A 20,649-nucleotide genomic window follows, 5' to 3' on the forward strand; every position below is an offset into this window, starting at 1 on the left:
GCCCTCGACGGCGACCACTGAAACCGCGGTCACCGCTGCCCGGCTGCCGTCTCCTCGGACTCGCTGCGGGCGGCGGGCGCGGTGTCCGGGCCGGGTGCGGCGGCCAGCCCGGGAGCGGCTTCCGGGCCGGGCGCGGAGGCCACCGGCGCCGGATCGTCGGCGGCGGCCGCCGGGCGGGCCGAGCCGCGCCGGGCCAGCCCCCGGTCGACGCCGACGAAGACCAGACCGAGCAGCCAGAACGCGAACGCGAAGAAGAGCGAGCTGAGCCCGACACCCGCGTAGCCGAGCTGTCCGGCGTCGATGAACGGGTACGGGTAGCGGTGCACGATCAGCCCGCGGACCAGGGCGAACCCGAGGTACGCCAGCGGGAAGGCGAGCCACCAGGCCGCGTACCGCGGGCGTAGCCGGCCGCGCCGGTCGAACAGCGTCCAGTCCGCGACGGCGAGCAGCGGCACGATGGTGTGCAGAAACTGGTTGCCCAGCGCCTCACCGAGCGCGCGGTCCGGCTGGACCATCGCGAACGGGCTGGCCGGGTTGGCCAGCACCAGGTGGTAGACCACGCCGGTGATGGTGATGTAGAGGGTCACCGCGCCCTTGAGCGCCGAGGGCGGTTCGGGGCGGTCCTGTCAGGCCCGCCAGGCGGCGTAGCCGGCGAAGAGCCCGACCGCCACGTTGCTCTGGATGGTGAAATACGGCAGCAGGCCGGTCACCGTGGCCGGGCCGAGCGCGGTGAGCACGATCCCGGCCAGCACACTGATCACGATCGTCAGGCGGAAGCTGACCGCCAGCCGTCGACGCCGCACCCTCATCGGGGCAAGCTATCAGCCGCTGTGCCGGCACCGGCGCTGCCGGTTCCGGCCTTCTGGGGCGCGGTGCTGCCGGTCCCAGTACCGGCGCACGTCGCCGGTGGCGCTGCCCTCCACAAGGCAACCCACCCGACGGCCAGCCCCAGCACCGTCAAGTCGGCCCTCCAGTCGGCCGGTACGACCAACTACAGCTCTGCCGGCGACCCCGACGGGATCCAGGAGAAGCTGCTGAACGTCGCCACGTTCTGATCCTCGACCGCGCCGGCGCGACCGTGCCGGCAGGTCGGGCCGCACCCTCCGGGTCGGCCGCCCGCACGACGGGCGGCCGACCCGCCTCGGCTCAGTGCGCGGTCGGGCCGGTGGGCGGCCCGGCCGGGTCCTCAGGTGTGTCCGGCGTGGACGGTGCGTGGTCCGGGCGGCTGGTCACCCGGCCGGTCGGTTCGCCGCCGGGCCTGCCGCCCGGGCCGTTCGTCCGGCCGCCCTGGTTGTTTCCCGGGTCGAGCACCTCGTCGCAGTACCCGGGCACCTTCTCCCGGCCGCCCGCGGCCGAGACCAGTTCCGCGAAGCGGGGGCTCTCCAGCGCTCGGTACCGGTTGCCGTTCGCCTCCGCCAGGTAGGCGGTGCAGAGCCCGACCAGGGCGGGTGAGCCGGTCGGCCGGGCGGACGCGCCGGTGGCCGGCGTGGGAGAGACGCCGGGGCCGCTGGTCGGCGTGGGGTGCCCACCGGCGCTCGCGCTCGGTGCCGTCGTGCCGTCGTCGGTGCCGCCCGGGGAGCCCGGCAGGTTGCCGGTGGCCGCGGCCAGCGCCACGCCGCCGCCGGTGGCGGCGGCGGCGGCCAACAGGGCCGCGAGGGCCACCTTCGCGTTGAGCAGTCCGGCGAGGATCCGCCGCTCGGCGCGGATGGCCGGCGCCGGAACGGCACCGGCCCGGGCCGCCCGGAACGCCTCCATGGCGGCCCGCTCGCCGGTCAGCTCGTGCGGGCGCGGGGCGGCCCGGACGGCGGTGAGGAGTCGGACGAGCGCCTCCGGACCGTCCTGCGGGTAGGCGACGGGACCGGCGAGCAGTCGCTCGACGGTCTCCTGGTCCATGCGGTGTGCGTTCATCTCGTGTCCCTCAGCGCCGCCGCTCGACGCGACGTCACATCGGAACCCTGCGTACGCCCCTGATCGCGCAGGTGAGATGGATCACCCGGGCCCCGGAACGGGCGGTTGCCCCCGGCTCAGCCCATGGTCTTCGCCCCGTCGATCGACTCGCGGAGGATGTCCGCGTGCCCGGCGTGCTGGGCGGTCTCCGCGATCAGGTGCAGCAGCACCCGCCGCACCGACCAGCTCGTGCCCGGCTCGAACCAGGGCGCGGTCGGCAGCGGGTGCGCGGTGTCCAGGTCGAGCGTGGCGAGCAGCTCGTCCGTCGCGCGGGCCACCCGGTCGAACTCGTCGAGCAGGCCGGCGAGCGTCTCGCCCTCCTGCATCCGGAACTGGCCCGCCCAGTCGACCGGTTGGCTCTGCATGGCCTCGGCGCCGCCGACGGCGAACCGCATCCAGCGCTCCTCGACGACCGCGACGTGTTTGATCAGGCCGCCGAGGCAGAGCTCGCTGACCGTGCTGCGCCGCGCCGCCTGCTCGTCGGTCAGCCCGTCGACGGTCTGCCTGAGAAAGCCGCGGTGCCGACGCAGCGTGGCGAGCAGATCCGCCCGCTCACCGGTGACGACCTGGTTGGAGATGCTCATGGCGCCTGCCCTTCTGTGACGACTGCGACCACGATAGGACCGGCCACCGACAGTCCCGGCCCGTTCCACAGCGGACGCGCCCCGGCCGTCCCCAGCGGTTGCCGATCCGCCCGGTACGCGGTGCACTGAACTACATGGGTGTAGTCAAGGTGGGAACCTCGTCCTGGGCCGACCAGCAGCTGGTGCGCTCCGGCTGGTACCCGCGGGCGGTCAACACCCCGGCCGGCCGGCTCGGCTGGTACGCGGAGCGGTTCGGGCTGGTGGAGGTGGACACCTCCCACTACGCGATCCCGCTGCCGGAGACCACCGAGGGCTGGGTGGCGGCCACCCCGCCCGGCTTCACCTTCGACGTCAAGGCGTTCAGCCTCTTCACCGGCCACCACACGCCCGTGGCGGCGCTGCCGCCGGACCTGCGCCCGGCCGGCGGGCCGAGCCGGCTCCGCTGGCGCGACCTGCCCGCCGGGGCGTACGACGAGCTCTGGGACCGGTTCCGGGCGGCGCTGGCACCGATCGCGGCGGCCGACCGGCTCGGCGCGGTGCTGCTGCAGTTCCCGCCGTGGCTGGCCCGGAGCGCGGCGGCGAAGCGGCGGATCGTCGAGCTGGCCCGGCGGTGCCGACCCTGGCGGGTCAGCGTCGAACTGCGGCACTCCTCCTGGTTCGCCGAGGACGCCGTCGTGGAGACCGTGACCTTCCTGCGCGAGCACGGGCTGACCTACGTCTGCGTCGACATGCCGCAGGGGCACGTCTCCTCGGTGCCGCCGATCCTGGTCGCCACCGCCGACCTCGCCGTCATCCGGTTCCACGGGCACAGCACCGCCTGGGAGAGCGGCGACAAGCAGGAGAAGTTCCGGTACGCCTACGGCGAGGAGGAGCTGCGCCGCTGGTCGGTGCTGCTGACCGAGCTGGCCGACCAGTGCGCCGAGCTGCACGTGCTGATGAACAACTGCTGCGGCGACCAGGCCCAGCGGGACGCCGCCCGGCTCGCCGGACTGCTCGGCGTCGTCGTCGCCCGGGCGCCGGCCCCCGCCTCCTGACCGTCGCCGGAGGTTTCCCCGGTTCCGGGCCGGGTACCGGCGGTGCCGAGGCACGACGGAGGGGAAGCGCGTGAGCGGACGGGACGAGGCGGCGACGGGCCGGCCGGACGACCGGGATCCCCGGGCGACCCGGGAGGCCGAGGAGGCGCACGGCGGCAGCATGGCGCCGAGCCTGGTGGACGACACCGGTCACCCGGTGACCGGACCGCCCGAGCCGCCCGCCTCTCAGACCGCGCCCGAGCCGGCCGCGCCGGAGACGGCGCCCGAGCCGTCCGCGATGGGGACGCCGGGGGAGGACGGGACCGGCTCCTGACCGGCGGTACGACGGCGGCGCTGATCACCGCCGCGCCCGGGCGGACCGTCGCCCGGAGCACGACGCCTGGGCGGCCGCCGGTCAGCGCTGACGTACCCGACAACGGCCCGACCGCCCGCTGCGGTCGGGCCCTTGTCTGTTCCGGGACCTGTTCCGGGACCGCTCAGCCGCGCCAGCTGACCCCCTCCGGGTGCATGCCGGTCGACTCTTCCAGGGCGTTGTCCGGCAGGTCCTCGCCGGCCCGGTCGTCCGGGAAGGTCCGCGCGCTCGGCGCGGGGTCGGGCGGCCCGCCGGGCCCCGCCTCCGGCGTGCGGGTCGGTTCGACCGGGCCGAAACCGTGCCGCCCGGCCGGGTTCCCGTCTGGGGCCGGGGCGCCGGCCCGGCGTTCACCGCGCCGACCCTCGGGTACCGCGCTCTCCTCGCTGCCCTCGTCCATCGGCGAGTCCTCGCCCGCGCCCCACGGCGCGTCGGCGTCGTACCCGTCGGTGGTGCCCCACGGCTCGGTCGACTCCGGCCCCCGCCGCTCGCCGTCCCTGCCCGGTCCGTCGTTGCTGGTCATGGCCACCTCGTCTGGTCGGTCAGCCCCTGCCCGCGCTGATTGCCCGCCATCGCGCCGGTCATGCCGCCCACCTCGACGGCGGTCGCCGGCGGCGGCGCGGCGCCGGATGGCCGGCATCCCGGCGGGGCTGCCGGCCGTTGCGCCCGGTCGGGTCAGTGGCCGGACATCGCCATGCGCCGCTTGGCCGTGGCCACGGCGGCCACCTTGCCCATCGTCTTCGGCGCGGCCATCAGGCCACCGGCCCGGTCGAGCATCCCCCGGAACACCTGCCCCGGCTTCTGCTGCTCGCCCATGTACGCCGTCACCACCACCAGCGCGCCGGTAAGCGCCGGGATCGCCCACTGCAGCATCTTCATCTGCCGCTGGCAGGAGGCGACGTTCGCCGGTGTCTGGTAGCTCGGCTCGGTGGCCCCCTCGACGGGCTGGCCGCCGGCCTTCTGCAACCGCATGCCGAGCAACCGGCTGTACCCGGTCACCGCGAGCGCGCCGACCGTCAGCGCCGTCTTCACCGCGCTCGTCTTCGCGACCCCGGACTGGGCGGTCATGCGTGGGCTCTCGGTGACCAGCTCACCCACCGCGCCGGCCAGGTGGGCGCCGATCGCCGCGGCGTTCACCGGGGTCCACCGGGCCCAGCCGGCCGAGGCCACTGGCAGCCGCTGCGTCGAATCGTTGACCTGTGCCGCCGCGCCGTTGACGCCGAGCGCTCCCATCAGCGAGCCGCCGAACCAGGCCGCCAGGCCCAGGTCGTGCATCGAGCGCAGTGCGGTGTGCCGTTCTGACATCTGAATCCCCCTCCGCCGTGTTCGGGCGGTGCGGCTTACCCACTTTCCGGCCCGCTACGCACGGGCGGTTCGCCCGCGTCGGGGCATGCGGGGTCGGTGCGCCGGGAAAGCGGGCACGATCGGGACGGGGGAACAGCGACGTGCTGGGACCGGACGAGGTGGGTCAGCGCCGGGGGAGCCCGGCGGCGAACGCGGCCACCCGGGCGGCCAGCGGCGCGGCGGCGCGGACCCAGGTGAAGTGGTCCAGCGGCGCGCCCGCCTCCGCCACCGTGTACCGGTGCCGGGTGACCGGCGCGGCGGTGAGCTTGGCGCAGAGGTGGTCGAGGGTGGCGTGCGGGGTGTACTGGTCGTCGTCGACGCTGACCGCCAGCACCGGCGTACGCACCGACCGGACGGCCGCCTCGGCGTCCACCCCGTCGAGCATCGGGAAGCGGCCGGTCCGCGCGGTGTACGCCCAGTCCCGGATCACCCCGCGCGCCTGCCGGCCGCCGAACCCCCAGCCCGGCCAGACGCCGAGCAGCCGCGCGGTCGCCGCGATCCCCTGGGTGTATGGCAGCACGCCCCACCCGCGCCGGCCGGGGTAGCCCCGCCACCACGGGATGCCGACCGCGACCAGGGCCAGCCCGTCGACGGCGTCCGCGTCGTGCAGCGCCTGGTGCAGCAGCGCGACCTGCCCACCGAGGGAGTGCCCGAGCAGCAGCCGGGTGCGCCCGTCCAGCCGGGGCTTGAGCGCCGCCAGCACGGCGCCGACGTCGCCGGCCAGCTCGGCGTAGCCGTACCGGCAGGAGCGGCTGGGGACCGGGGTGCTCGCGCCGGTGCCGCGCAGGTCGACCACGACGACGCCGAGGCCGGCGGCGCGCAACGCGGCGGCGAACGGGCGGTAGTAGCGGGCCCGGACGCCCATCGCCGGCCAGATCACCACCACCGGCGCGTCCGGCGCGCCGTCCGGATCCGGGTACGTCTGTACGCCGATCCGGGCGCCGTCGACGTCGATGAACTCCTGGCTGTACTCGGGCTCCCCGCTCACCGGCCCAGCCTACGGCCGGAAGCTACCGGCGGGTAGCAGGGGTGTGGACAGGTCCCCGCCGCTCCACCGGCGAGCCCGGCCGGCGTGCGCCAGCCGCCCGGTGATCAGGCTGCCGCCGTGGCCGGACGGGCGACCGTGCCCACCGTCGCGTAGATCGCCCCGAGCTGCTCGGCGCAGCGCTTCCAGGAGTAGCGGCTGCGGATCCGGTCCAGCGCCGCCGTGGCGTACGCGAAGCGACGCACCTTGTCGGCGAGGAGCCGGCGAATTGCGGTGCCCAACGGGCGAGAGTCGCGGGGCGGGACCAGGTCTCCGGTGAGTCCGTCGACGACGGTGTCGGCGATTCCGCCGACGTTCGTGCCGATCACCGGTACGCCGCAGGCCATGCCCTCCATCGGGGCGAGCCCGAACGGCTCGTACCAGGGGGCGGTGACCAGGACGTCCGCCGACCGGTACCAGGAGGCCAGCTCCTCGCGGGGCACGCCGCCGACCAGCTTGACCCGGTCGGCCACGCCGCAGGACTCGGCGAGGGCGGACAGCCGGCGGGCGAAGGAGTCGGCGGCCAGCAGCTCCGCCGGTGGCCCGCCGACGACCACGCACTCGGCGTCCGGCACGGCCGGCATCGCCCGCACCACCTCCAGGAAGCCCGCGCGTTCCAGCATCCGGCCGACGGTGAGGATCCGCGGCCGGGCCGGGTCGCGCGGCGCCACCGGGCCGTCCGGGCGGAACACGTCCTGGTTGACCCCGGAGGGGACCAGCGCCATCCGGGACCGGGGCACGCCGAGGCGGACCAGCTCGGCGACCTCGTCCGCGCACTGCACGATGACCCGGTCCACGGCCCGGCCCAGCGCGCGTTCGTAGCCGACCCGCCCTGGTGGGCTGGTGTCCCGGCCGCCCTGGTGCCGTCGCTTCACCGTGCCGAGCGCGTGGTACGTCAGCACGGTCGGCACCCCGGCGCGCCGACCAGCGTGCACGGTCGCCAGGCCGCTCATCCAGAAGTGCGCGTGCGCCACGTCGGGCGTCCAGTCCCCGTGCCGCCACCGGTCGGCGAGCCAGCCGCCGAACTCGCCCATGTACGGCAGCAGCTCGTCCTTCGGCACCCGGTTGGCCGGCCCGGCCGGTACGTGCCAGACCTGGTAGCCGTCCGGGGTGGACACCGACTCGGTCAGCCTGGCGGAGTCCCGGCGGGTGTAGACGCGGACGTCGTGCCCCTCGCCGACCAGCGCGGACGCGAGCTCCGCCACGTGGGTGTTCTGCCCGTCGCCGTCCTCCTCCCCGAGGACGGCGAGCGGGCTGGCGTGCTCCGAGATCATCGCGATGCGCATGTTTCCTCCTCCATCAGCCGGTCCCGGTGGGTGCGGAACCGGTCGAGCCCGAAGCGTTCCCTCGTCACCTCACGTGCCCGCGCCCCCAGCCGGTACGCCGCGTCGCGGTCCTCGGAGCACGGCACTGGTCGCCTGCCGTGCCTGCGGCGGCTGAACCGCTCCTCGTCGGCGGCGGCCACCACCGTCCCGTCCACCACCCGGGCGGCGACCGGGTCGTCGAAGATCGCGTTGATTCCAAGGACGCGCATGAGCAGTCCCTACCCCCGCCTTCGCGCCCTAACCTGTGCATCATCGACTTCTCCCGGGAGCCGATCGTCGGCTGTGGAAATTCGTCGCCCGCGGCTGACCGTCGCCGGCTTCCCGCGCCCGGCCCGCCGGTACACGGGCGTCCACTCTCCGTCACGCCGGATCCCTGCGCCGGCGGGCCTGTTCCGGCGCAGGGATCCGGTGGCAGGCGCGCGGCATCCCCGCCGCCGGGCACCTCCGGTGGGTCAGACCCGCTCGTCGCGGAGCATGCCCGGGCCGAACACCTCGTACGCGATCCGCTCCGCCGGTACGCCCCGGCGCAGCAGGCCGCCGCGGACCGCGTTCATGAACGGCAGCGGCCCGCAGAGGTGCACGTGCGCGTCGGGGGAGAGCGGGATCAGCTCCGGGTCCACCAGGCCGGTGGCGACCTGTGCCTTCAGCCCGGCCAGCTCCCCGTCTCCGGCGTCCTCGTACCAGAGGTTCAGCCGCAGCCGGGGCAGCCGCTCCTGGAGCCGGGGCAGTGCGTCGCGCAGGGCGTGCGCGGCCCCGGTGCGGTCGGCGTGCACCAGCACCACCGGACGTTCCGGCTCGGCGACCGCGAGGTGTTCCAGCGCGGCCATCGCCGGGGTGAGCCCGATGCCGGCGCTGACCAGCAGCAGCGGGCCGTCGCCGGCGACCGCGCTGACCTCGCCGAAGGGCGGGCTGAGCCGCAGCGTGTCACCGACCGCGATCCGGTCGTGCAGGAAACCGGAGACCATCCCGTCCGGTGCGTCCCCGGTGCCGCGTACCCGCTTCACTGTGATCCGCCAGTGGTCGGCGCCGGGACGTCCGGAGAGGCTGTACTGCCGGATCTGCTGGCCGCGCCCGGCGTCCAGGTCGACGGCGACGGAGGTGTACTGGCCGGGGGTGAAGCCGGGCACCGGGCCGCCGTCGACCGGGACCAGGGTGAACGAGACGACGTCCGCGGTCTCCCGCGCCCTCCCGGTCACCCGCCAGTCGCGCCACACCGACCCGTTCTCAGCCACCCCGGCCTCGGTGTAGAGCCGCGCCTCCCGCGCGATCAGCTCGCAGGCCAGCAGCCAGTACACCTCGTCCCAGGCCGCCGCGATCTCGGGGGTGACGGCGTCGCCGAGCACCTCACCGATCGCGGCCATCAGGTGCCGGCCCACGATCGTGTACTGGGTGGCGGTGATGCCGAGGGAGACGTGCTTGTGCGCGATCCGGTCCAGGATCGGCCCCCACGGCATCGTCCCGGGGCCGGCCAGGTGCTCGGCGTACGCCACGACGGCGGCGGCGAGGGCGGCCTTCTGCTGCCCGGTCGCCTGGTTGCCGCGGTTGAAGATGTTGAGCAGCTCCGGGTGGGCGTCGAACATTCGCTGGTAGAAGCGGCCGGTGATCGCCCCTCCATTCGCCTGCACGACGGGCAGGGTCGCCTTCACCACTGCTGCTGATGATTCCGAGAGCACGGCTACTCCTTCAGTGATCCGTTCTGGCGATCACCACTGAACAGGAATTTGAAAGTCCCCTTCTAGGGCGAAGGTCCCGGGTCCGGGGTCGTCTGAATCACATCCGCTGACCGGCTCATCGGCCCGTGTCGCGAGCCGTTCGCGCTGGCTAGGGTCGGTGCCGTGAAGCTCAACCGGTCCACCGACATGGCCCTGCGGATCGCCATGCTCACCGCCGTGTCCCCGGCGCGTACCACGGTGGACGAGCTGGCCACCCAGCTCGCGCTGCCCCGCAGCCACGTCGCCAAGGTCGTCCAGCGGCTCCAGCGGATCGGCGTCCTGGTCACCATCCGGGGACGGTCCGGCGGGGTGGCCTTCGCCGAGCACGCCGGCGAGCTGACCGTCGGCCACGTCGTCCGGGCCTTCGAGGGCGACGCCGAGGTGGTCGCCTGCGAGCAGCCGGCCTGCCCGCTGCTCGCCGGCTGCCGGCTGCGCGGCGAGCTGCGCCGCGCCCAAGCCGCCTTCCTCGACGTCCTCGACGGCTTACGCCTCGGCGACCTCGTCGACGGCCCCGCCGGTCCCCTGCTGCTCACCCTCGGCGCGCCGGGGGCCCACGGCTGAGGCCTCCCGGCATAGGCTGCGGGGTGACTGGTCCCGGCGGTGGGGAGGATCGATGTCCGTCTCGCATCCGGTGTTCGCGCGGGTCTTCGCGCGGGCCAGCGTCGCGATGGACCGCGCCGGCGCGGCCGAGCACCGGCGTCGGCTCGTCGCCGGGCTGACCGGCCGGGTGGTCGAGGTGGGCGCCGGCAACGGCCGGATGTTCCCGCACTACCCCCCGACGGTGGCCGAGGTGCTGGCCGTCGAGCCGGAGCCCCGGCTGCGGGCCGCCGCCCACGCCGCGGCGGCCGACGCCCCGGTGCCGGTCACCGTGGTGGCCGGGCTCGCCGAGGCGCTGCCGGCCGCCGACGCCACCGCCGACGCGGTGGTGCTGTCGCTGGTGCTCTGCTCGGTGCCGGACCAGGCGGTCGCCCTGCTGGAGGCCCGCCGGGTGCTGCGCCCGGGGGGGCAGCTGCGCTTCTACGAGCACGTGGTGGCGGAGACCCCGGGGCTGCGCCGGGCGCAGCGCTGGGCCGACGCGACGATCTGGCCCGCCGTCTGCGGCGGCTGCCACACCGGGCGGGACACCGTCGGCGCGATCGGCGCCGCCGGCTTCACCGTCGTCGAGCTGGACCGGTTCCGCTTCCCACCGACCGGCATCCCGGTGCCGGCCTCGCCGCACGTGCTCGGCACGGCGATGCGGCCGTGACCCGGGGCGGCACGGCGGCCGACAGCACACCGGCCCGGGGCGGCGCCTCCGGCGCCGTCGACCGGAAGGAGACACGGGGATGACCGCGACGACCGGGTACGCGCCGGTGAACGGGCTCCGGATGTACCACGAGATCCACGGCGAGGGTCGGCCGCTGCTCCTGCTGCACGGCGCCTTCTCCGACATCACCACCGACTTCGGCGACCTGCTGCCGCTGCTCGCCCGTGGCCGCCGGGTGATCGCCGTCGAGTTCCAGGGCCACGGGCGCACCGCGGACATCGACCGTCCGCTGACCATCGAGCAGTTGGCCGCGGACTGCGCCGAGCTGCTCCGTCACCTCGACGTCGGACCCGTCGACGTCTTCGGCTTCAGCGTCGGCGCCGGGGTCGCCCTGCAACTGGGCCTGCGCCACCCCGACCTGGTGGACCGCCTGGTGCTCGCCTCCGTCACGCACGACAACGCCGGCTTCCACCCCGGGCTGCTCGACGGGATCGAGCAGCTCCAGCCAGAGCACCTGCACGGCTCGCCGTACCACGCCGGGTACCTGCGGCTGGCGCCGCGACCGGAGGACTTCCCCGCCCTGGTGGCGAAGGTGAAGGAGATGGACCGCAACCTGCCGGACGTGCCGGCCGACGAGATCCGCGGGCTCGCGGCCCCGGTGCTGATCGTGGTCGGTGACTCCGACATCGTCCGCCCCGAGCACGCGGTGGAGCTCTTCCGGCTGCTCGGCGGGGGCGTGGCCGGCGACGCGGTGGGGCTGCCCCGCAGCCGGCTGGCGATGCTTCCCGGCACCACCCACGTCGGGATGATGCACCGGGCCGACTGGATCGCCGCGATGGTGGACGACTTCCTCGGCGTGGCCGCGCCCGGCGACCATGCGCCGCATCCATCACGCCATGGAAATATGAAAGATCCTCTGGAGGGCGATCAGACCACGCGGGTGTGACGGCCGGCAACGGCCGGACATACCATCGGTCGATGGCAGCCGTCGTGCAGCAATCGGTCTCCACCTGGCAGCAGCCGTTGCCACCGGTCGCGTCGCCGGCCCGGCAGGCCCTGGTCGACCTCCTCGCGGCGCGGATCCTGGAGTCGGGCCCCGGTCGGCTGCGGATCGGCGTCGACGGCTTCACCGCCGCCGGCAAGACCTCGCTCGGGCACGAGCTCGCCGAGCGGATCGCCGCCGCCGGCCGGCCGGTCCTGCGGGCCAGCCTCGACGACTTCAAGCGTCCCTGGCGGGACCGGCACCGCTACGACCGCTTCTCCGGCCCCGGCTACTACCGCAACGCCTTCGACCTGGCGGCGATCCGTGACCTGCTGCTGGCGCCGGCCGGCCCGGCGGGCTCCGGGCGCTGCGTGCTCTGCCTGCGCGACCCGCTCACCCAGCTCGACCATGCCGACGTGGTCACGCCGGCCGCGCCGGACGCGGTGCTCGTCGTCGACGGCGTCTTCGCCTTCCGTCCCGAGTTGGACCACCTCTGGGAGCACCGGATCTGGCTGGACGTGCCGGCCGAGCTGTCGGTGCGCCGGGGCGTGGCCCGGGACGCCGACCGGGAGGGCGCCGACGCGGCCGAGCGGCTGCACCGGGACCGCTACCTCGCCGCCGAGCAGGTCTACCTGGCCGAGGCGGACCCGGTGCGCCGGGCCGACGTGGTCGTCGACAACAGCGACTTCGGCCGACCGCGCCTGCTGCGCGGCTGAGCCGTATTCCCTGCCCGCGGACCGGGCCGGGTCGGGAAGACAACCGGTGGGGCAGGTCGTTGTCGTCCACGGACGCCCGCCCCGCCCGCGCCCCGCCGCGGGTCGGCGCAGGCCCCGTGCGAGGGTGACGTAACGGCACACCCGGCGGGTGCCACGGCGTTGTCACAGCGCCGGGCTAGGCTCGCTGCGGCGCGCCGCGCGTGGCGGTCGAGTGGGTGAGATCGACACGTGAGCGGCACCACACCGCCGAGACCTGGGAGTACGACCAGTTGACCGCACAGCCTGAGACCCTGTACGGGGCCGACGACCTCACGCACCTGGAGGGGCTGGACGCCGTCCGCAAGCGCCCCGGCATGTACATCGGCTCGACCGACAGCCGTGGCGTGGGTCACCTCGTCAACGAGATCCTCGACAACTCGACCGACGAGGGTGTCGCGGGTCACGCCACCAAGGTCGAGGTGATCCTGCACGCCGACGGCTCGGTGCAGGTCGACGACGACGGCCGGGGCATCCCCACCGACGTGCACGCCAAGTCCGGCATCTCCGGCGTCGAGCTGGTGCTCACCCGGCTGCACGCCGGCGGCAAATTCGGCGGCTCGGGCTACAAGACCTCCGGCGGTCTGCACGGCGTGGGCGCCTCCGCGGTCAACGCCCTCTCCCGGCGGTTCGACGTCACCGTCCGGCGCGGCGGCAAGGTCCACGCGATGTCGTTCCGGCACGGCGTACCGGGGATCTTCGACGGGCCCGGCCCGGACGCTCCCTTCACCCCCGGCCCTGGCCTGCAGATCGTCGGCGCGATGAAGCGCGGCCAGCGCACCGGCACCTCGATCCGGTGGTGGCACGACACCCGCTACTTCGAGACCGGCGCCCGGCTGGACACCGAGGCGGTCCGGCTCAAGCTCCGCAACACGGCGTTCCTCGTCCCCGGCGTGGCCTACCGGCTGCGCGACGAGACGGGGGAGGAGCCCACCGAGGAGGGCTTCCACTTCCCCAACGGCCTCACCGACATGGTGGAGTTCCTCGCCCCGACCGGCGACCGGCCGGTCTCCGGCACGCTGCTGATCACCGGCGAGGGGACGTACCGGGAGAACGCCGCCGACGCCAACGGCGTGATGCAGTCCAACGTGCAGCGCCGGGCCGAGGTCGAGGTCGCGTTCCGCTGGGGCACCGGCTACGAGCGCACCGTGGAGTGCTTCACCAACACCATCCGCAACGCGCACGGCGGCACCCACCGTAAGGGCTTCGAGCGGGCCCTGGTCCGCACCCTGGCCGACGCGGCCCGCAACACCCGCGGCATGCTCCGCCCCAAGGAGGACGCGCCCACCCTGGACGACGTCCTCGAGGGGATGACCGCCGTGGTGCACGTCCGCATCCCGGAGCCCCAGTTCACCTCGCAGACCAAGGACGAGCTCTCCACCGCCGGCATCACGAAGGTGATCCAGGGCCTGGTCGAGCAGCACCTCAAGGCCTGGCTGGAGGACCGGCGCACCAAGGCCGAGGCGCGGACGGTGCTGCAGAAGATCGTCGACGCGGCCCGGGTCCGGCTGACCCAGAAGCAGCAGAAGGACGCGGCCCGGCGCAAGACCGCCCTGGAGGGCGCGTCGATGCCGGCCAAGCTGGTCGACTGTCGCACCACAGGCATCGACAGAAGCGAGTTGTTCATCGTCGAGGGCGACAGCGCACTGGGGACGGGTCGGCTCGCTCGCTCCTCGGAGTACCAGGCGCTGCTGCCGATCCGCGGCAAGATCCTCAACGTCCAGAAGGCGAACCTCCAGCAGGTGCTGGACAACGCCGAGTGCGCGGCGATCGTGCAGGTGCTCGGCGCCGGGTCGGGGCGGACCTTCGACCTCTCCGCGCTGCGGTACGGCCGCGTGCTGATCATGGCCGACGCGGACGTCGACGGCGCGCACATCCGTACCCTGCTGATCACACTCTTCGCCCGGTACATGCGCCCGCTGATCGAGGCCGGCCGGCTCTTCGCCGCGATGCCGCCGCTGCACAAGATCACCACCAAGGGGCGCAACCCGCAGACCATCTACACCTACACCCAGGCGGAAATGGAGGCGACCCTGCGCAAGCTGGAGAAGGCCGGCAAGCAGATCGTCACCCCGATCCCGCGGTTCAAGGGTCTCGGCGAGATGGACGCCGACGAGCTCTGGGAGACCACGATGAACCCGGCCACCCGGGCGGTCCGCCGGATCACCCTCGACGACGTCGAGGCGGCCGAGCGGATCCTCGAACTGCTGATGGGGGAGAAGGTCGAGCCCCGCCGTAACTGGCTGATCGACTCGGCCGACCGGGTCGACCGCGAGGCGATCGACGCATGAGCATCGGGTTCGTTCGGAAGGAAAGCTGAGTCATGGCACGCCGCAAGGAAGACCGCATCAAGGCGGACCTGTCCGCCTTCGACCAGGCCGGCGCGCGGGTCTTCGACAACCCGTTGGTCACCGAGGTCTCCGACTCCTACCTGGAGTACGCCTTCTCGGTCATCCACTCCCGGGCCCTGCCCGACGCCCGCGACGGCCTCAAGCCGGTGCACCGGCGGATCCTCTGGTCCATGCACGAGGCGGGGCACCGCCCCGACCGGGCCCACGTGAAGTCGGCCCGGGTCGTCGGCGACGTGATGGGTCGCTACCACCCGCACGGTGACACGGCGATCTACGACGCCATGGTCCGCCTGGCTCAGGACTTCTCGCTCAACGCGCCACTCATCGACGGGCACGGCAACTTCGGCAGCCCCGACGACGGGCCGGCCGCGGCGCGCTACACCGAGGCGCGGATGTCCCGCGAGGCGATGCTGCTCGTCGGCGAGCTGGGCGAGGACACCGTCGACGTCGAGCCGAACTACGACGGCTCGCTGACCCAGCCGACGGTGCTGCCGGCCGCCTTCCCCAACCTGCTGGTCAACGGCGCGTCCGGGATCGCGGTCGGGATGGCGACCAACATGATCCCGCACAACCTCGGCGAGGTGGTCTCCGCCGCCCGGTGGCTGATCAACCACCCGGACGCCGACCTGGACAAGCTCATGGAGTTCGTCCCCGGCCCCGACCTGCCCACCGGCGGGCTGCTGCTCGGCCTCGACGAGGTACGCCGGGCGTACGAGACCGGGCGCGGCGTGGTCCGGATGCGCGGCCGGGTGGAGATCGGCCCCCTCGAGGGCAGCCGCGGCCGGCAGGCCATCACGGTCACCGAGCTGCCGTACGGCATCGGCGCGGAGAAGGTCATCGCGGCGATCACCAACGAGGTCAACAAGACCAAGCGGCTCACCGGCATCGCCGACGTCAAGGACCTGACCGACCGGGAGAACGGCACCCGGCTGGTCATCGAGTGCAAGGTGGGCGTCAACCCGCAGGCGCTGCTGGCCGACCTCTACCGGCTCACCCCGCTGGAGCAGTCCTTCGGCGTCAACAACCTGGTCCTGGTCGACGGCCAGCCGCAGACCCTCGGGCTCAAGGCGCTGCTGGAGGTCTTCCTCGCCCACCGGTACGACGTGGTGACCCGGCGCAGCTCCTACCGCCGCCGCAAGCGCGAGGAGCGGCTGCACCTGGTCGACGGCCTGCTGATCGCCCTGCTCGACATCGACAAGGTGGTGAGGCTGATCCGGGGCAGCGACGACGCCCAGGCCGCCAAGGACGGCCTGATGCGCCAGTTCAAGCTCTCCGACATCCAGGCCACCTACATCCTGGACACTCCGCTGCGCCGGCTGACCAAGTACGACCGGATCGAGCTGGAGGCCGAGCAGGAGAAGCTGCGCGGCGAGATCGCCGAGCTCTCCACCATCCTCGACGACGAGAAGGTCCTCCGGAAGCTGGTCTCCGACGAGCTGGCCGCCGTGGTCAAGCAGTTCGGCGCCCCGCGCCGGACGACGCTGGTCGACGGCGACCTCAAGGAGGTGCTGGCGGCCTCCGCGCCGGCCGGGCCGCTGGAGGTCGCCGACGACCCGTGCCAGGTGATCCTCTCCGCGACCGGGCTGGTCGCCCGGACCGCGGCCGAGTCGGAGGAGGCCGCCGAGGGACGGCGGCGCAGCGGCCGGGTCAAGCATGACGCGGTACGCGCGGTCGCCCACTCCACGGCGCGGGGCCGGGTGCTCCTGGTGACCAGCGCCGGCCGGGCGTTCAAGATCGACGTGCTGCCGCTGCCGGTGCTGCCCGAGCAGTCCGGCACGGTGTCGCTGCGCGGCGGCATGTCCGCGGCCGAGCTGGTGCCGCTGGAGCCCGGCGAGACGGTGGTCGGCCTCGCGCCGCTCGGGCCGTCCGCCGAGGGCTCGCCGGGCCTGGCCCTGGGCACCCGGCAGGGCGTGGTCAAGGTCTGCGCCCCGGAGTGGCCGGTCCGCTCCGACGAGTTCGAGGTCATCTCCCTGCGCGAGGGGGACGAGGTGGTCGGGGCGACCTGGCTCACCGACGGCGCGGAGACCCTCGTCTTCGTCTCCTCCGAGGCGTCCCTGCTGCGCTTCGCCGCCTCCGTGGTCCGGCCGCAGGGCGTCAAGGGCGGCGGCATGGCGGGCATCAACCTGCCGGACGGGGCCCGGGTGGTCTTCTTCGGCGCGGTCCGCACCGACGACCCGGGCCACGGTGAGCCGATGGTGGTCACCTCGACCGGGGCCACGGTGAAGGTGACGCCGTTCGCGGCGTACCCGGCGAAGGGGCGGGCGACCGGCGGGGTCCGCGCGCAGCGGTTCCTCAAGGGCGAGCTGGAGCTGGCCGTGGCCTGGATCGGCTCGCGCCCGGTCGGCGCGACGGCCACCGGCGACCCGGTCGAGCTGCCCCCGGCGGACCCGCGCCGCGACGGCTCCGGCTTCGCCGTCATGCTCGGCCCCACGGTCGTCGGCCACCTCGTCGACCGCGACTGACCTCCGGTCCCTGCCCGCACCGCGCCCCGGACCACCCGGTCCGGGGCGCGTTTCCTACCGGCGAGGGAGGGAGGCGTGGGTCAGAGTTCGGGCTCGGGGCCTCGGCGGGAGTCGGGGGTGGTGCCGCGGAGGTGGGCGATCAGCCGCATGCCGTGGTAGATCACCAGGGCGGCGGCGGTGCCCAGGGCGATGCCGCTGAAGGAGAGGTCGCCGGCCGTCAGGGTGTAGTTCGCGGCGCCGATGATCAGCGCCACGGCGGCGGTCATCAGATTGACCGGGTCGTGGAAGTCGACCCGGTTCTCGATCCAGATCCGGGCGCCGAGGACGGCGATCAGGCCGTACAGCGCCGTGGTGGCCCCGCCCAGCACGCCGGCCGGCACGGTGAGGATCAGCGCGCCGAACTTCGGGCTGAGCCCGAGCAGCACCGCCGCCACCCCGGCCACCCAGTACGCCGCCGTCGAGTAGACCCGGGTCGCCGCCATCACCCCGATGTTCTCCGCGTACGTGGTGGTGCCGGAGCCGCCACCCGAGCCGGCCAGCACGGTGGCGATGCCGTCGCCGAGGAACGCCCGGCCCATGTCCCGGTCCAGGTTGCGGCCGGTCATCGCGGCCACCGCCTTGACGTGCCCGGCGTTCTCCGCGATCAGCACCAGGATCACCGGGATCACCAGCACCACCGCCCGCAGGCTGAAGCTGGGCCCGTGGAACTCGGGCAGCCCCAGCCAGGCGGCCTCCTTCAGCCCGGTCACCGCCTTCGGGTCCAGCTCGCCGAGGACGGCGGCGAGCGCCCAGCCGACCACCACGCCGAGCAGGATGGAGAGCCGGGCCAGGAAGCCCCGGAACAGCACCGTGGCGAGCAGGATCGCGACCAGGGTGACCACCGCGATCAGCGGCTGCGCCTTCACCCCGCCGTTGCCGCCGCCGTCCCAGGCGACCGGCGCGAGGTTGAGCCCGATCAGCGCGACGATCGCGCCGGTGACCACCGGCGGCATCAGCGCGTCGATCCACCGGGCCCCGGCGAGCTGCACCACCACGCCGACCAGCGCCAGCGCCGCGCCGGCCACCACGATGCCGCCGAGCGCCGGACCGATGTCGCCGCCGGCCTTCGCGGCCAGCACCGGCGCGATGAAGGCGAACGACGAGCCGAGGTACGACGGCAGCCGGTTGCCGGTGATCAGCAGGAAGAGCAGCGTGCCGATCCCGGAGAAGAAGAGCGTGGTGGCCGGCGGGAAGCCGGTGATCAGCGGCACGGTGAAGGTGGCGCCGAACATCGCGACCACGTGCTGCACGCCGACCCCCACCGTACGGGGCCAGGAGAGCCGTTCGCCGGGGTGGACGACGTCCCCCGGTCGGATGGACCGGCCGTCGCCGTGCAGGCTCCACGGGGACCGACGGGGCCGCGGTGCGGTGGGGGACTGGGTCATGGTGCGCCCTTCGCGTCGTCAGGTGACGGGGGCGTGATCGACCCTGAGAGTTGTTTCTAGCACGACCCCAAGCGCCGCCCGGTACCGGCCGGTCAGGCGACGCCGGTGGGGCGGAACTGGACGCTGACCCGGGGCCCGACCGGGCGGGTGGTCTTGGGGATGGCGTGCTCCCAGGTGCGCTGGCAGGAGCCGCCCATCACCACCAGGTCGCCGTGACCGAGCGGGAAGCGCAGGCTGGCCCCGCCGCCCCGGGGGCGCAGCAGCAGCGGACGCGGCGAGCCGAACGAGACGATGGCGACCATCGTGTCGGTGTGCGCGGAGCGGCCCATGGTGTCCCCGTGCCAGGCGACGCTGTCCCGTCCGCTGCGGTACAGGCACATCCCGGCGGTGACGAACGGCTCGCCCAGCTCGGGCGCGTAGTGCCGGGTCAGCGCCTCCCGCGCCTCGGTCAGCACGGCGTGGGGCAGCGGCCGGCCGGCGGCGTACCAGCAGAGCAGGCGGGGGACGTCGACCTCGGCGTCGTACATGGTGCGGCGTTCGGCCCGCCAGGGCACCTCGTGCAGCAGGGTGTCGAGCACCGTGTCGGAGCCCCGCACCCAGCCGGGCAGGTGGTCGACCCAGGCGCCCCGGCTCAGCTCGTGCCGGCGCAGCCGGCCGGCCAGCGGGCCCAGGCTGGCGCCCTGCTCGGCGAAGTCCAGCATCGAGGGCTGGTAGGCGACGTCGGACACGACGCCGATCCTACCAACATTTCGAACAGGCGTACGACGGTCAGCGGCGCAGCATCCGGCGGACCGGGCCGCCGACCGCCTGGCGCAGCCGCTCGCGCAGCTGCTGGGCGCGGTGGGTCTCGACGGTCTCCCGCAGCGTCCGGTTCTGGTCGCGCAGCCACTGGATCCGGGTCAGCAGGTCCGCCGGGGCGGTCGCCGTGGCCGGCCGCACCGCCGGCGGGAACGTGGTCTCGCGGACCCGCCGGTCGAAGCGCGCGGCGCTGTCCCCGTCGGCGAACGAGTGGCCCAGGTCGTGCCGGGCGAGGAACCCGGTGATCGCCTCGAAGCGGGCCTTGTGGCCGTCGTTGAGCGCGGTGTAGTCGGCCTCCTCGTAGAGCTGGGCCGCGTCGACGTCGGCGGGGACGTCGCGCATCGCCCGGTGCGGGATGCCGAAGTAGCGGGCCAGTTCCAGGGTGCGGGAGTCGTGCGCGAAGAGGTACCCGGGGGTGCCGGAGACCAGCGCGGTGATGGTGCCGTGGATCCGGGTGCCGAAGGCGAAGTCGAACCCGGAGAGGTACTCCATCCAGGTCCACGGGTCCACGAACATCCGCACCTTGTCCTCGACGAAGAGCGGGTGCGAGGTGTGCAGCGGGATGTCGCTGCGCTTGCCCCGGTGCTCGGGGGCGTCCCCGTAGAGCAGGGTGCCGAGCGTCTTCAGGTCCTGCGGCAGGTAGCGGAGGTTGGGGTAGCGCTGGTGGTGGCCGGTGACGATCCCGGCCATCGAGGAGACGTACGGCGAGATGGTGAGGGCGATCCGGTCCGCGGGCCCGAGCGTCGGCTTGGCCTTCTCGATCCTGAAGTTGTCGCCGTGCAGGAACATCGACGGGCAGCCGATCTGCTCGACCGCCGAGAAGCCCAGGGTGCGCAGGTAGTCCTCGGTGATCTCGCCCCGTACGCCGATGCTGTGCGAGCGGTCGAGCACCGCCCGGCAGAAGGCGCGCACCGGCTCGTCGATCGGGCGGAGGTACTCCCGGTTGCCGTCGACGTCCGTCTGCACGCCGACGCCGAGCACCACCACCGGGATCTTCAGCCGCTCGATCAGCCGGGTCATCGGCGCCAGCCGGTGCGCGTAGCTGCGCCGGAACGCGTTGGCCAGCGGGATCACGAAGACGTCGTACTTCTCGTTGATCTCGGCGGCGTCCTTCGGGCTGGCCCGGAACTGGGACGCGGTGATCTCCGCCGTCGAGGTGGCCAGCAGCTTGTGGGCGGCGTGGCTGAAGACCAGGTTGCCGCTGTTGTCGCCGATCCAGTTCCGCTCGAACGTCTCCTCGGGGGTGAGGACGTCGAACGGGCCCTTGCGGGCGCGCATCAGGATCCGCTGGTGCATCGGGGAGTCCACCTCTCGT

The 20,649-nt window shown here is 73.9% G+C and carries 22 protein-coding genes; 9 read left to right on the plus strand and 13 right to left on the minus strand.

Annotation, left to right across the window (positions count from 1 at the left end):
* Positions 1-29: 29 nt before the first annotated feature.
* Both ACTWO6_RS11200 and ACTWO6_RS11205 read right to left on the minus strand, forming a co-directional pair.
* Complete coding sequence (locus ACTWO6_RS11200) at positions 30-587, minus strand: Pr6Pr family membrane protein (protein ID WP_446219560.1); 558 nt, start codon at positions 585-587, stop codon at positions 30-32.
* Positions 588-626: 39 nt separating this feature from the next.
* Positions 627-809, minus strand: coding sequence for a hypothetical protein (locus tag ACTWO6_RS11205; protein ID WP_446219561.1), 183 nt, complete (start codon positions 807-809; stop codon positions 627-629).
* A 21-nt stretch (positions 810-830) separates the two neighbouring features.
* Here ACTWO6_RS11205 and ACTWO6_RS11210 point away from each other — a divergent pair, with 21 nt between their 5' ends.
* A complete protein-coding gene (locus tag ACTWO6_RS11210) occupies positions 831-1,055 on the plus strand; it encodes a hypothetical protein (protein WP_446219562.1) in 225 nt (74 codons plus the stop codon).
* A 91-nt stretch (positions 1,056-1,146) separates the two neighbouring features.
* Here the strand turns inward: ACTWO6_RS11210 and ACTWO6_RS11215 are convergent, their stop codons facing one another.
* Both ACTWO6_RS11215 and ACTWO6_RS11220 read right to left on the minus strand, forming a co-directional pair.
* Complete coding sequence (locus ACTWO6_RS11215) at positions 1,147-1,908, minus strand: hypothetical protein (protein WP_446219563.1); 762 nt, start codon at positions 1,906-1,908, stop codon at positions 1,147-1,149.
* Between the two features lie 116 nt (positions 1,909-2,024).
* A complete protein-coding gene (locus ACTWO6_RS11220) occupies positions 2,025-2,531 on the minus strand; it encodes a DinB family protein (RefSeq protein WP_446219564.1) in 507 nt (168 codons plus the stop codon).
* Positions 2,532-2,665: 134 nt separating this feature from the next.
* On the opposite strand from ACTWO6_RS11220, the gene ACTWO6_RS11225 reads away from it, so the two are divergent.
* Both ACTWO6_RS11225 and ACTWO6_RS11230 read left to right on the plus strand, forming a co-directional pair.
* Positions 2,666-3,565, plus strand: a complete 900-nt coding sequence (locus ACTWO6_RS11225) for a DUF72 domain-containing protein (protein WP_446219565.1) — start codon at positions 2,666-2,668, stop codon at positions 3,563-3,565.
* 70 nt (positions 3,566-3,635) lie between these two features.
* On the plus strand, positions 3,636-3,878 hold the full coding sequence (locus ACTWO6_RS11230) for a hypothetical protein (protein WP_446219566.1): 243 nt from the start codon (positions 3,636-3,638) through the stop codon (positions 3,876-3,878).
* A 163-nt stretch (positions 3,879-4,041) separates the two neighbouring features.
* Here ACTWO6_RS11230 and ACTWO6_RS11235 read toward each other — a convergent pair whose 3' ends face one another.
* From ACTWO6_RS11235 to ACTWO6_RS11260, 6 genes are all read right to left on the minus strand, one after another.
* On the minus strand, positions 4,042-4,437 hold the full coding sequence (locus ACTWO6_RS11235; protein WP_446219567.1) for a hypothetical protein: 396 nt from the start codon (positions 4,435-4,437) through the stop codon (positions 4,042-4,044).
* Positions 4,438-4,589: 152 nt separating this feature from the next.
* A complete protein-coding gene (locus tag ACTWO6_RS11240) occupies positions 4,590-5,219 on the minus strand; it encodes a hypothetical protein (RefSeq protein WP_446219568.1) in 630 nt (209 codons plus the stop codon).
* A gap of 163 nt (positions 5,220-5,382) precedes the next feature.
* Positions 5,383-6,246 carry an alpha/beta hydrolase family protein gene (locus tag ACTWO6_RS11245; protein ID WP_446219569.1) on the minus strand — a complete coding sequence of 288 codons (864 nt, stop codon included), beginning with the start codon at positions 6,244-6,246 and terminating at the stop codon, positions 5,383-5,385.
* 104 nt (positions 6,247-6,350) lie between these two features.
* Entirely contained in the window at positions 6,351-7,568 is a 1,218-nt protein-coding gene (locus ACTWO6_RS11250) for a glycosyltransferase (RefSeq protein WP_446219570.1), read from the minus strand.
* Entirely contained in the window at positions 7,553-7,816 is a 264-nt protein-coding gene (locus ACTWO6_RS11255) for a hypothetical protein (protein ID WP_446219571.1), read from the minus strand. Before ACTWO6_RS11255 ends, ACTWO6_RS11250 begins: the two co-directional genes overlap by 16 nt.
* 243 nt (positions 7,817-8,059) lie before the next feature.
* Positions 8,060-9,280 (minus strand): globin domain-containing protein, encoded by a 1,221-nt coding sequence (locus tag ACTWO6_RS11260; protein WP_446219572.1) that lies wholly within the window; start codon positions 9,278-9,280, stop codon positions 8,060-8,062.
* A gap of 162 nt (positions 9,281-9,442) precedes the next feature.
* Here ACTWO6_RS11260 and ACTWO6_RS11265 point away from each other — a divergent pair, with 162 nt between their 5' ends.
* The 6 genes from ACTWO6_RS11265 to ACTWO6_RS11290 all read left to right on the plus strand — a co-directional run bounded on the left by ACTWO6_RS11265 (position 9,443) and on the right by ACTWO6_RS11290 (position 17,112).
* Entirely contained in the window at positions 9,443-9,880 is a 438-nt protein-coding gene (locus tag ACTWO6_RS11265) for an RrF2 family transcriptional regulator (protein WP_446219573.1), read from the plus strand.
* A gap of 52 nt (positions 9,881-9,932) precedes the next feature.
* Positions 9,933-10,565 (plus strand): class I SAM-dependent methyltransferase, encoded by a 633-nt coding sequence (locus ACTWO6_RS11270; protein WP_446219574.1) that lies wholly within the window; start codon positions 9,933-9,935, stop codon positions 10,563-10,565.
* A 79-nt stretch (positions 10,566-10,644) separates the two neighbouring features.
* A complete protein-coding gene (locus tag ACTWO6_RS11275; protein ID WP_446219575.1) occupies positions 10,645-11,511 on the plus strand; it encodes an alpha/beta fold hydrolase in 867 nt (288 codons plus the stop codon).
* Positions 11,512-11,543: 32 nt separating this feature from the next.
* Positions 11,544-12,263, plus strand: coding sequence for a uridine kinase (locus tag ACTWO6_RS11280; protein ID WP_446219576.1), 720 nt, complete (start codon positions 11,544-11,546; stop codon positions 12,261-12,263).
* 215 nt (positions 12,264-12,478) lie between these two features.
* Complete coding sequence (locus ACTWO6_RS11285; RefSeq protein ID WP_446219577.1) at positions 12,479-14,590, plus strand: DNA gyrase/topoisomerase IV subunit B; 2,112 nt, start codon at positions 12,479-12,481, stop codon at positions 14,588-14,590.
* A gap of 32 nt (positions 14,591-14,622) precedes the next feature.
* On the plus strand, positions 14,623-17,112 hold the full coding sequence (locus tag ACTWO6_RS11290) for a DNA gyrase/topoisomerase IV subunit A (protein WP_446219578.1): 2,490 nt from the start codon (positions 14,623-14,625) through the stop codon (positions 17,110-17,112).
* Positions 17,113-17,192: 80 nt separating this feature from the next.
* Here ACTWO6_RS11290 and ACTWO6_RS11295 read toward each other — a convergent pair whose 3' ends face one another.
* The 3 genes from ACTWO6_RS11295 to ACTWO6_RS11305 all read right to left on the minus strand — a co-directional run bounded on the left by ACTWO6_RS11295 (position 17,193) and on the right by ACTWO6_RS11305 (position 20,630).
* Positions 17,193-18,536 carry a uracil-xanthine permease family protein gene (locus ACTWO6_RS11295; RefSeq protein ID WP_446219579.1) on the minus strand — a complete coding sequence of 448 codons (1,344 nt, stop codon included), beginning with the start codon at positions 18,534-18,536 and terminating at the stop codon, positions 17,193-17,195.
* A gap of 92 nt (positions 18,537-18,628) precedes the next feature.
* Entirely contained in the window at positions 18,629-19,264 is a 636-nt protein-coding gene (locus ACTWO6_RS11300) for an alpha-ketoglutarate-dependent dioxygenase AlkB (protein WP_446219580.1), read from the minus strand.
* Positions 19,265-19,304: 40 nt separating this feature from the next.
* Positions 19,305-20,630 carry a polysaccharide pyruvyl transferase family protein gene (locus ACTWO6_RS11305; protein WP_446220627.1) on the minus strand — a complete coding sequence of 442 codons (1,326 nt, stop codon included), beginning with the start codon at positions 20,628-20,630 and terminating at the stop codon, positions 19,305-19,307.
* Positions 20,631-20,649 lie beyond the last annotated feature (19 nt).

This window comes from Micromonospora sp. IBHARD004, assembly GCF_052814115.1.

Excerpts from the sequence above, each read along its gene's own strand:
- ACTWO6_RS11290 (WP_446219578.1), top strand. The coding sequence starts at position 14,623 with ATGGCACGCCGCAAGGAAGACCGCATCAAGGCGGACCTGTCCGCCTTC.
- ACTWO6_RS11220 (WP_446219564.1), bottom strand. The coding sequence starts at position 2,531 with ATGAGCATCTCCAACCAGGTCGTCACCGGTGAGCGGGCGGATCTGCTC.
- ACTWO6_RS11215 (WP_446219563.1), bottom strand. The coding sequence starts at position 1,908 with ATGAACGCACACCGCATGGACCAGGAGACCGTCGAGCGACTGCTCGCC.
- ACTWO6_RS11305 (WP_446220627.1), bottom strand. The coding sequence starts at position 20,630 with ATGCACCAGCGGATCCTGATGCGCGCCCGCAAGGGCCCGTTCGACGTC.
- ACTWO6_RS11225 (WP_446219565.1), top strand. The coding sequence starts at position 2,666 with ATGGGTGTAGTCAAGGTGGGAACCTCGTCCTGGGCCGACCAGCAGCTG.
- ACTWO6_RS11235 (WP_446219567.1), bottom strand. The coding sequence starts at position 4,437 with ATGACCAGCAACGACGGACCGGGCAGGGACGGCGAGCGGCGGGGGCCG.
- ACTWO6_RS11280 (WP_446219576.1), top strand. The coding sequence starts at position 11,544 with ATGGCAGCCGTCGTGCAGCAATCGGTCTCCACCTGGCAGCAGCCGTTG.
- ACTWO6_RS11255 (WP_446219571.1), bottom strand. The coding sequence starts at position 7,816 with ATGCGCGTCCTTGGAATCAACGCGATCTTCGACGACCCGGTCGCCGCC.
- ACTWO6_RS11270 (WP_446219574.1), top strand. The coding sequence starts at position 9,933 with ATGTCCGTCTCGCATCCGGTGTTCGCGCGGGTCTTCGCGCGGGCCAGC.
- ACTWO6_RS11295 (WP_446219579.1), bottom strand. The coding sequence starts at position 18,536 with ATGACCCAGTCCCCCACCGCACCGCGGCCCCGTCGGTCCCCGTGGAGC.
- ACTWO6_RS11275 (WP_446219575.1), top strand. The coding sequence starts at position 10,645 with ATGACCGCGACGACCGGGTACGCGCCGGTGAACGGGCTCCGGATGTAC.
- ACTWO6_RS11250 (WP_446219570.1), bottom strand. The coding sequence starts at position 7,568 with ATGCGCATCGCGATGATCTCGGAGCACGCCAGCCCGCTCGCCGTCCTC.
- ACTWO6_RS11205 (WP_446219561.1), bottom strand. The coding sequence starts at position 809 with ATGAGGGTGCGGCGTCGACGGCTGGCGGTCAGCTTCCGCCTGACGATC.
- ACTWO6_RS11240 (WP_446219568.1), bottom strand. The coding sequence starts at position 5,219 with ATGTCAGAACGGCACACCGCACTGCGCTCGATGCACGACCTGGGCCTG.